General features: G+C 67.4%; 6 protein-coding genes. 1 reads left to right on the top strand and 5 read right to left on the bottom strand.

Features of this window, described 5'->3' with window-relative positions; translation table 11 throughout:
- Window position 1: 1 nt before the first annotated feature.
- Both FF36_RS12800 and FF36_RS12795 read right to left on the bottom strand, forming a co-directional pair.
- Window positions 2-380, bottom strand: a 379-nt coding sequence (locus FF36_RS12800; protein WP_242418746.1) for a VOC family protein, incomplete at its 3' end; no start/stop codon positions are given.
- A 61-nt stretch (window positions 381-441) separates the two neighbouring features.
- Window positions 442-2,250, bottom strand: coding sequence for a fatty acyl-AMP ligase (locus FF36_RS12795; RefSeq protein WP_044885277.1), 1,809 nt, complete (start codon window positions 2,248-2,250; stop codon window positions 442-444).
- 342 nt (window positions 2,251-2,592) lie between these two features.
- Here FF36_RS12795 and FF36_RS35440 point away from each other — a divergent pair, with 342 nt between their 5' ends.
- Window positions 2,593-2,736: a hypothetical protein gene (locus FF36_RS35440; protein ID WP_157871712.1), complete on the top strand. Its 144-nt coding sequence runs from the start codon at window positions 2,593-2,595 to the stop codon at window positions 2,734-2,736.
- 269 nt (window positions 2,737-3,005) lie between these two features.
- On the opposite strand, the gene FF36_RS34890 is transcribed toward FF36_RS35440, so the two are convergent.
- The 3 genes from FF36_RS34890 to FF36_RS12785 all read right to left on the bottom strand — a co-directional run bounded on the left by FF36_RS34890 (window position 3,006) and on the right by FF36_RS12785 (window position 10,239).
- The gene (locus FF36_RS34890) at window positions 3,006-4,382 is read right to left on the bottom strand and encodes a hypothetical protein (protein WP_128423300.1); all 1,377 of its coding nucleotides are present in this window, start codon (window positions 4,380-4,382) and stop codon (window positions 3,006-3,008) included.
- An 833-nt stretch (window positions 4,383-5,215) separates the two neighbouring features.
- The gene (locus FF36_RS39955) at window positions 5,216-7,267 is read right to left on the bottom strand and encodes a YncE family protein (RefSeq protein WP_277912930.1); all 2,052 of its coding nucleotides are present in this window, start codon (window positions 7,265-7,267) and stop codon (window positions 5,216-5,218) included.
- A 1,901-nt stretch (window positions 7,268-9,168) separates the two neighbouring features.
- Window positions 9,169-10,239: a hypothetical protein gene (locus FF36_RS12785; protein ID WP_044885275.1), complete on the bottom strand. Its 1,071-nt coding sequence runs from the start codon at window positions 10,237-10,239 to the stop codon at window positions 9,169-9,171.
- Window positions 10,240-10,668: the final 429 nt, after the last annotated feature.

Here is a 10,668-nt window from a genome sequence, read left to right as displayed (position 1 = left end):
NCCCGTGCGCCCGCCGTGCCGCGCCGGGGCGTGTTGTAGAGCAACCGGACGCCCCGCGAACGCAGCTCGGCGCTTGCCGCCTCGATGTCGTCGACTGTGTACGCGACCTGCTGAATACCAGGTCCGGAGCGGTCCAGGAACCGCGCGATCGTCGAATCCGGCGATAGCGGGGCGAGAAGCTGCACGCACCCGTCCGTCGGGCCGGGGCCGACCGCCAGCATCGCTTCGCGCACGCCCTGCTCGGGGTTGTCCTCAATGTGCAGACAACGCATGCCGAAAACGCGCTCGTACAATTCGATGGACTCGTCGAGGTCGGCGACCGCCACACCGACGTGGTCGATGCGGCGCAGACCTATTCCCTTCACCCGGGCTCCGTTCATATCCGAGACGGCGGAATGGACATCGACAGAGGGCGCGTTTTCCGCTGCCGCGCCCTCGACGTCAGGGAGTCGTGCCCTCGGCGGCCGCCAGCGCCTTCTCACCGCTCCGGTCGTCGCCGGGCGCCCGCAGCGCGCGCAGCGCCGGGTCGATCTGCTCGTGCAGCGCCGGCAGCGCGCCCGGTGTCATGAAGAGGGTTCTCATCAGCCGACGCTGCACCTTGCCGCTGGTCGTGCGCCGAACCTTGCCGCGGCCGGTCAGCAGCACGCTCGGCGCCGCGATCTCGAAGGAGCGGGAGACCGCCACCCGGATCCGGGCCGCCAGCTCCGGCAGCGTGGTCTCGCCCAGCAGGCTGCTCTGGACCTCGTGGACGACCACGATGTGCTCAAAACCGAGGTCGACGGAGAAGACCGCTCCGGTGCCCCCGCCCCCGGCGAGAGCGGGATGCAGCTCGCGAACAACGTGTTCGATGTCCTGCGGATAGATGTTGCGGCCGTTGATGATCAGCACGTCCTTGAGCCGGCCGGTCACGAACAGCTCTCCGTCGAGGGAGAACCCGAGATCACCGGTCCGCAGGAAGGGGCCCGTGCCGTCCGAGGTGTGGGCGCCGAACGTCTCCGCCGTCTCCTGCGGACGGTTCCAGTAGCCGGCCGCGACGCTGCCGCCGCGGATCCAGATCTCGCCGATCCGTCCCTCTCCCAGAACCGTCCGATCCTCGGGATCAACGATCCGCAGGTCCAGCGTCCCGGGTCGGCCGCTGCTCACCAGGCGCTGAAAGCCCGCCGCGGTCGCGGGAACCGCCTCGTTGCGCTCCAGCGCCCGAGCGTCGAACGCACGGACGACCGGCGCATCGTCCGGGCCGCCGCCGGATGCGATCAGCGTCACTTCCGCCATGCCGTAGCAGGGCGCGAAGCTCTTCGCCCGGAAACCCGCTCGGCTGAATCGCTCCGCGAACCGGTCCAGGGTCTCGGCACGGACCGGCTCCGCCCCGTTCAGCGTGCTGACGAGTGCGGACAGGTCGAGCGTCTCGATATGTTCGTCCCGAACCTTGCGCGCGCACATGTCGTAGGCGAAGTTCGGCGCGCAGGTCATTGTGGCCCGATACCGACTCAGCATGTCCATCCACCGCCAGGGGCGCTTCAGGAAGGCGATCGGCGAGAGAAAGACGGACTTCCCGCCGAGGTACAGCGGATGCAGGAGCATGCCGATCAGCCCCATGTCGTGGAAGTGCGGCAGCCAGCTGCTGAGGATCGTGTCGGGACCGGTCGCGTTGATCCGCTGGATCTCCGCCTGGTTGTGCAGCAGATTGCCGTGCGTCACCATCACCCCCTTCGGCTCGCTGGTGGACCCGGAGGTGTACTGCAGGAAGGCGAGGGACTCCGCGGACAATTCGGGCATCGACCAGCCCGCCGCGTCGCCCGACAGACCGGCGTCCGTCGCCGCGCAGGTCACCTGGTCGGCGAAACCCGCCTGGCGCAACTGTGCCTCGATCGTTTCCACGAGGTCGGAGGTGGTAAGCAAGTAACCGACGCCGGCATCGGCGACCATCCCCGTCACCCGGGTGAAGCTCCGCGGGTCAGCGGGAACCGGTGCCGGGACGGCCACGACACCGGCGTAAAGGCAGCCGAAGAATGCCTCCAGGAAATCTATTCCCGGCGGGTAGAGAAGCAGCACCGGACGATGTCCGCCCGTACCGTCCCCGGCCTGCGCGGCCTGCGCGTTCAGCCAGGTGGCCAATTTTCTGGCACGCAGATCCAGATCGCGATAGGTACGGGAGTCGGGCTCCCCGCTCGCGTCGTCGCGGACGAAGACCACCGCCTGCCTGTCGCCGTGTTTTTCGACGTTTCGGCGAAAGTGCTCGGTGAAACTCATCTCGGCAGCAACCTCTCGGCTACTCGGAGGTGGATGACGCTACGGCCAACGGCCTGCGGAGACGCCAGCGTAGAACCCCGAAACAGCGACGTCAACGGGCATTAATGCCTGTACCCCCAATTTTCACGTTGCTTTACCGAAAATCGGTTGACTATTCGCTTTGTTCGGCCACGTCCCAGCACGCGCCCGTGCTACAGTCGCCTGTTTGCTGGGATGGTGACCGGACGACAAAGACGTATCGCCCGGTACGGTGTGGGCGGCTGCGTCTACTTGTCGGTAGACATATAGAAATGTCCGCGATCCGGACATCTGGCACGTTTCGTGCCGCATCCGGCGTGATTGGTGCTGGATGTGGTCGCCGAGCCGAACACGGCCGGCCCGCCGGCCCGCGCTCGGCGTGCGATACAGGAGAACACGCTGGTCAAGCTGCTCGGCGCCGCCTGCCCGGAGATCCGCTTGGTGCCCCGCCGCCGCAACCGCGGTTGACAGCAATCGTTCGGCCGGCCGCGGGCGAGGCGTTGGATTCCTGGGTCGACCGGGCCGTCGCCGACTTCGGCGGGTCGACCGGGAACGCGGCGCGCTGGCTGGGTTGGAGCAGCGGGTCGGGTCTGGCAGGAGCAGTCCGCGCCCCCGGTTCTACGGGGTGACGTTGGCCACGACCAGTGTTGCTGGGAGATGACTGCCGCAACCGGGCTGACCGCGTAGCAGGCTGCGGACTCCGCCAGGTCCGCCGGGCGCTCGGACGTTCCTACCGGCTACCGGCTACCGAAGAACAGATCCATCGGCGCGGTCGCGTGGTCAACGAGGCTGCCGCCATAGGTAGGACTCCCATATGTGCGGCCCCAGACCGAGACGGAGAAGGACTTCTGCGCAAATGATTTCGCCAACGCTATGAACAACCGAATTGAATTGCCATTCAATTTTCCCTCGACGCTGCCACCCAATTCGGAGTATCCGTAGGGCGTCGTGCGACTTGGGCCATCTAGAGAGATAGCAGCACCTTGCTGCGTCCGGATGTCAAGCGTGTACGGTAGACCCCCATCCGGACTGCCGAGTTCCAGCGCGATCAGAGCGGGCGTCGGCGGTTCCAGATAGCGGAGTTCCGCTTCGATCGTCCAGTGCGAATACCGAAAACAAGCGGAAATCAGGTTCGTAGGAACAACTCCTGGCAGCTTATCGGCACACCTCCAGGAACTCGGTGAGCCTGGCCGAACGAATTGGTTGATGTAATCCGCAAGCGTATTCAGCTCCGCGGCACGGGTCCCACCAAGGTGCGCTAGCTGCGTTTGTACACGCTTCAAACATTCTTGTTCGTAAGCCCCGCCGGGCGTGCCGACGTTCACCTCGCTCACGTTCGCGGGTTCCCCCGGCGGCGACATGACCGACGCTCGTCCGGCCGGGATTGACTGGCCGTCGCGCGTGCGAAGTACGAGGTCGAAGTCGTACAGCCAGTGCTCCGTCTCGCCAAGCTCTTGCGGGCCGAGCGTAATAGTCATCCGATCCAACGCCTTGGGCTTCACCTCAAAATTCATTGGTCGAGCGACCGAGAAAGGCACCTTCTGCACCTGGCTCGGCACCTTGATTGAATAGCTGCCGGAGATCGTCACAGGACCTCCCGACTGGCGACAGTCCGCCACTCGCTGTTGATAGTGGAAAGTAAGCGTTGCAGAGGTGATGAGTGCCGGGAAATCACCCATGTTCTCAAGCGTGAGATCTATCGTCGATGAATTGATCGAAGTTCCTGCGGCGGGAGTTGGAGCTCCTCCGCTGAGGACGTCAGCGTCCACGGAAGTCGGATCAGCCAACGAGAATCCTACGACTCGAAGGTCGGCAGGTGCTGGAACCGCTTGCGTGCGGACTACATCCTCACCGTGAGGCAAGATCGTTATCAGAGTCAGCACCAGCGCCAAGACCGCACATATGCCCCCCACCACCGTCCAAAACCGGGCGGAGCCTTCGCTGACGATCCGCCGAAGTGCGGACAAGGCGGGCCGCCCGTCGCCCGACGGCTCGTCCGGAACGGGATCCGCATCACCCGACGGCTCGTCCGGAACGGGATCCGCATCACCCGACGGCTCGTCCGGAACGGGGTCCGCATCACCGGTGGGCACATCTTCAGAGCCGTCCCGCATGCGCGTGATCGTAGCCCCTCTGATCATCTCCTCTCTCGCTGGGTTCAGACGCCCTCCGCTGACCTGAAGAGACGGGCACTGAGGGCCGCTTATCGACGACCCGTCTCCTGGAAGCGACAAGAGTGTCCTGCAACCCGGGTCCCGCGGTGCGTGGGCACACGGTGGAGATCTCTGGCGTGAAGTCGCAGGTCGTGGGCTTGCCAGTCGAGGAAAACGAACTCGCGGAGCCGAAGCATGGTAGCGCGACTGGTCCGGCCGTTGGGGTTCTGCCTAGTGTTACGTGGTTTGGAATGGTCAGGTATCTGCCGTTCACGCAGCGGCGGAACGGCCGATGGCTCCGTGGTGCGCTACGACGTGGCCCGCGCCCACGCGCAGCGCCGCGCCCCGGGTGACGCCATGGCCGCGCTGCTGAAGGCGGAGCAGGTGCCCCCCGAACAGATCTATGATCACCCGCGGGTTCGGACCCTCGTCCACGATCTTCTTCAGAAGCTTAGTCTGCGCTCCGACCAGACGCTTCGCGCCCTGGCGAGGCGATGCGGAATACCGACCGGCCGGAGAGACCCATAGCGAAAGTGCTGAACAATCCCTGAGGTGCGACCCACATTCCGCCCCGCGGAAAACGAGTCACCGTCAGGAACGCGACCAAGTCCGAATCCGCCCACACCGGCCAGCGGCCCCCGACCAGCCGAGCACCCAGGCCACGCGGGAGGTTCAGGGGCTCGGCCCGCCGGCAGACATAACGAGTCGAACGCTGGCTCGGCCGGTGACCGAGTCGATCACCGGCCGAGCGCAGGGTTCTGCTCTGCTTGCGTGCGCTACTTCTGAGGGTTCGCCTACGTCTGGTCGGGCTTCGGGGCCAGTGTGGGCGTGGGGGTCGGTATGGGGGTTGAGGCCGGGGTCGGGGTCGGGATCGGGGTGGCGGTCAAGATCGACGCCGGAGCCGCGATACCGGGAGAAGTCCAGGTGATCGTGACCTCACCGTTGCCGTCGTTGACTGTGCCCGCGTTGACCCCGGTGGTCAGGACGGGGTTCTCGATGGTCGACGCGGCAAACGAGCTCCCGCCCGCGCCACCGCCACCGGCGCCACCGTAGCCGCCGAAGGTGCCGCCGCCACCGGAGCCGCCGCCACCACCGAAGTAGCCGCCGCCCGCGCCGCCGCCCGCGCCACCACCGGACGTGGTGGCGGTCGGGTCCAGGCAGGGCGGGGTGTGCGCTCCGGTGCAGGGCAGGTTCCCGGCACCGCCGGCACCGCCGGCACCGGACGTGCTTTCAGTACCGTCCCCGCCGCAGCGCGGATCGGTCAGCGGGTCGGTGCTCGGGGGATTCCCAGCACCGTGCCGGCACGCGTTCAGCCCTCCGGCGCCTCCGGTGGTCTGGGTGCCGCCCTTGCCCGGGAGTCCGGCATTACCGCCATCGACGGTCGACCCGCCGTCGGCGCCGACGTCACCGCCGCCGGCACCCCCGGCTCCGCCGAGCGCGTTGCCCTGCCCACCGACGCCGCCGCCGCCGCCTCCGCCGGCACCGACCAGCACCCGGGTGGACTGGTCGCACTTCCGTGCGACACATCCCGCCGCGGCCACGCGGACGTCGGAGGAACCGCCGCCGCCGGAGCCGTTACCACCGTTGAACGCTGTTCCGCCGTTCGCACCGGAGCCATCACCAGGCCCGCCTCGCACGCCGGCGTCGGACCCGCCGAACCCGCCGAGTGCTCCCGATCCGCCGGACGGGCCATTGCTCATTCCGCCCGAGCGCGAGGCCCCGGTTCCGTTGGCGCCCTTGGCCGCCACGTCCACCTGCAGGACCTGGTTGTCCTTCAGCCCCGTCAGTGTCCCGGACGCCTGGCCACCGCCGCCTCCGGGACGCCCGGTGATGTCCCCTGCCGGGGACGGGTGCGCCGCGTCACCAGCGATGAAGTAGTGCCCGCCCTGGGCGCCGGTCACCACGACCTCGACCGAGCTCACTCCCGCGGGCACCGTGAAGGTGTCCGATCCGCTGGTGTGATACGTGCAGGTCATCGTCGTCGTCCCGGACAGCGCACCGGTCGTCCCGCACACCGGCGGGGGCGGTACGGCCTTCGGTGGTGCGCTGATCGCGATCCCCACCGGCCGGTCACCGACGGGGATCGGGGTGCCGGCGGTGTTGCTGGCCACGTCGATCGGCGTCACCGTGTCGCTGTCGCGGTTGACCGCATAGGCGGCCACGCCGTCCGGCGTGACCGCGATGTAGAACGGTTCGAGGCCGCCGGTGGAGATGGGAGTGCCGGGGGTGTTGGTGGCCACATTGATCGGCGTTACCACGGCGTCACGCTCATTGGTGACGTACACGGTTCGGCCATCGGGCGTGATCGCGATCCCGACCGGGCGGTCGCTGACCGGAATCGGTGTGCCGGGGGTGTTGGTGGCCACATTGATCGGCGTCACGGTGGCGCTGGCAGCGTCGGCGTTGTCCGTGACGTACACGGTCTTGCCGTCGGGCGTGATCGCAATTCCCTGCGGGTTGTTCCCGGCCGGGATCGGTGTGCCGGGAGTATTGGTGGCCACATCGATCGGCGTCACCGTGTTACTTGCGGCGTTGGTGACGTAGGCGGTCCTGCCATCGGGGGTGATCGCGACGTAGTGTGCGTCGTCCCCGACCGGGATGTGGGCACCGGGAGTATTGGTGGCCACATCGATCGGCGTCACGTCGTCGCTGGCGTTGTCCACCACGTAAGCGGTCCGGCCGTCAGGAGTCACTGCGACCCCGAACGGGAACTGACCGACCGGGATCGGGGCACCAGGGGTGTTGGTGGCCACATCGATCGGCGTCACCGTGTTGTCGGCCCGGTTCGTCACATAGACGGTCCTGCCATCAGGTGTGACCGTAAGCCCTCTGGGGCTTGCACCCACCCGGATCGGGGCACCGGCCGTATTGGTCGTCACGTCGATCGGGGTGACCGTGTTCCCGAAATTGTTGATCACATAGGCGTTGGCTGCTGCCGGCTTCGGAGCAGGGCCTGGCGGTGCGCTCGGACTCGATGTGGGGCTCGGTGTGGGTGTCGGAGTGGGTGTCGATGTCGGAGGCGTGGACGGCTGCGTGGGCTTGGGGTCCTTCGAGGAACCCCACGTGATGACGACCTCGCCGTCGCCCTTGTTGACGGTCCCGGCGTTGACACCAGCGGTCAGGACGACAGAGCTCACCGTGGGGGCGGCGAAGGAGCTTCCCCCGCCCCCACCGGCACCTGCCCCGCCGCCACCGATCGTGAGGCCACCGCCTCCCGAGCCGCCACCACCGCCGAAGTACCCACCACCACCGCCGCCACCGGCGCCACCGCCCGCATCCTGATCATCGGGGTTCCGGCAGGGCGGGTTGTGCACACCCAGGCAGGCCTGGTTTCCCACGCCCCCGGCGCCGCCTGCCCCGGAGCGGCCATCGGTGCCATCACCGCCGAAGCGCGGATCGTTGAGATCGGGCGGAGGCGGAGTCGCGTGCCGCCCGGCGTTGAGCCCCCCGGTCCCACCTGCGGTCGGGGTTCCACCGCCCCCAGGAGTCCCCGGGTGGCCACCATCGACGACGGCACCACCGGCCGCGCCGGCAGTACCGCCACCGGCGCCGCCGGCACCGCCCAGCGCGTAGCCCTGGCCACCAGTGCCGCCGCCTCCGCCGCCGCCCGCACCGACCAGTACCCGGTCCGCCAGAGCGCACGTCAACGTCGCGCAGCCAGCAGCCGCGATCCGTACATCCGAGGAACCGCCGCCACCGGCGCCGTTGCCACCGTTGAGGGGCGCGGTCCCACCATCAGCCCCGGCGGCGNCCCCCTTNCCGCCTGTCACACCGCCGTTGGAGCCGCCGAAGCCCCCCACGGCGCCCTGTCCCCCGGAGGGTCCGTTGTTCTTTCCGCCAGACCGGCTCGCCGCCGTGCCGTCAGTACCCTTACCGGCGACATCGACCTGCAGAACCTGACCTGAGGACAGATCCGCTATCACGCCGTACGCCTGGCCGCCGCCCCCACCCGGACGGCCGGTGATATCACCCACCGGCGAGCCGCCATGGCTGGCGTCACCGGCAACAAAGTAATGCCCGCCCTGGGCGCCGACCACCGTGATCTCGACCCATTTTGCGCCGTTGGGCACGGTGAAGGTGTCCGACCCGACCGTGCTGTAGGTACAGGTCTTCTTGTCGAGGACGCCTGAGCTCCCACAGGCCTTTTCCGGAGAGGCGCCCGACGAGGGCGCCGCTGGCAGGCAACCGGTCAGCCCCATACTCAGCACAACGCCTAGCACCGAAACAGACCACGCGAATACACGACGATTACGTATGACGATCAGCCCCCTCTGGCGGCCTATTCGTGAACCAAACAAAAACCCCAAGACCAAACACCCTCTTGGCTATGCTCCCCGGAACGGGGGTTCCGGGGTCCCGAACCGCTTCTTGCCAGGTCGGGGTTGATGTGCCGGCGAAGCGGCGAGCCATGATATTGACCGCCACAACGTGGATCATTTCTTTGGAGCGGTGGGCAGGGTTTCGTGGTCGCGCGGCGGCGATAGGAAATCAACCGGCCGAAGGTCCGTTCCACAGTCCACGCAGAATCGTGGGGTCGCCCAGCACCGCGGGCCCCCGCGTTTCCTGCCCACGATCTTCTTCACCGCACCCGGCTGTCTACCCGCACAGTTTCGTGGTCCCGGCGCGCGGCACCGGGACCACCTGTCCGCTGTGGGTGTTACAGAAACCGCGTTTCGTCAGGTGACGAAACGTCGGGCGGGCCCTGCTCGGTGCCGCGGTCGCCCGCGGACCGGGGTTACAGGTGTCCTCAGATTCCGTCGTTGGCGCACAGCGCCCAGACGTCGGAGTAGGTGCTCGGCGAGCTGGTACCCCCGGTATGGGTGAAGGCAGTCCAGTACGCCGCCGTGGTGGTCCCGTCACTGACCGGGTTGCCGCTCGAGTCGCTGGGGAAACTTCCGTTAAGGTGGTCGCCGCCTGAGCCCGGTCCGGTGAAGTCGGTCGTCGTCACGCTGCCTCCGCTGATGGCGGCGCCCCCGCTGATCAGTTTCCCGTCCCCGCTGGGGCAGTTGACTGTCTTCTTCTGACCTGTGTTCCCCGTGGTCGGGCCGCTCGCCTCGCTGAAGTGGACTTTGACGGTGACGCCGCTGATGTTGATGCTGTTTCCGCTGCAGATCGCGTAGGCGTAGGTCTCGTTGGTGCTGTTGGTGCCGTTGGCCCACCCGACGGCGGTCCAGGCGTTCGGGTTGGTCTCGCCGTCGGCCGCGGCTTTCTGGCCGTAGTCATGTGCGGAGTTGTTGAAGGTGGGGAAGCTGGCGATCGGCTTGAAGTTGCCGACACTGGCCGGGGTGGCGCGCGCGCCGCCGCCGAGCAGGACCGTGTTCGCCGGACAGATCGCGGTGACCAGGCCCACCGTCGACCCGGTGGTGGGTGCGTTGGTCTTGTTCATGACTACCTGGGTGTGGTTGATCAGGTTGCTGGTGAAGCACACCGCGAAGGGGGTGGTGGAGAAGGAACTGTCGGCCTGGCCGCCGCTTCCGCCGATTCCGAGCCAGTGCGTCACGTCGGTGCCGACAACCCCGGTGGAACCGGTGTATTCGGTGGTGCCGTCGGGGCTGGGCGAGGTGCCCATCACATGGTTGCCGTTGCCGGTGCCGGTGGCCTGGTTGATCCCACCGCCGGAGATCAGGCCGCTACTGCAGTCCGCGTGGGTCGAGATCTCGGAGTTGGGGTTTGCGGGACCACTGGTAGCCCCGGGTGATTTCACCGTGACGCCCACGGTGTTGGCGTATGCCGCAGCCGGGAAGGCCACCGCAAGCGCGGTGCCCAGGAGCAGTGCCGTTCCCGCTGTGCGCGTACGCACGGACAGATGTGATCTCACGTCAACCTTCGCGTCAGGGGTGCGCGATGCGGGCAGCTGTGCCCGTCCGCACCGGGGATGACAACTTCCGCACATGTAACGCAGGGTGTGCGACGCTGCACAAGACCCGCAGATGCGGAGCTATCGGCGACTATAGACCGCTTCTACGCGAAACTTACGGTCCCTCGCGCCGATTTGAAGCGAGGAAGGTGCGGGACGCTGATCAATTGTCCAAATTATCTGTTTCGTCCCTTTTAAAGGGCGGCGTGGACGCGGCTTCCACGCAGGGGAGCTGGGCGTATGCGCGGCGCGTAGGGGATGGTGGCGCGATCGGCGGAGGCTCCTCACGAGCTGGTCCGGGTGCCGGCGCGGCAGATGCGGCAGATGCGGCTGCCCTTCCGCACCCTTTCAGCTGCCGAGCAGCGCGAGATCCCCTTCCGGCGCAGGCAT

This window comes from Frankia torreyi (assembly GCF_000948395.1).
Taxonomy (GTDB): domain Bacteria; phylum Actinomycetota; class Actinomycetes; order Frankiales; family Frankiaceae; genus Frankia; species Frankia torreyi.
Note: the sequence above shows the minus strand (reverse complement) of the source record. Positions and strands in the feature narration are given on the sequence as shown.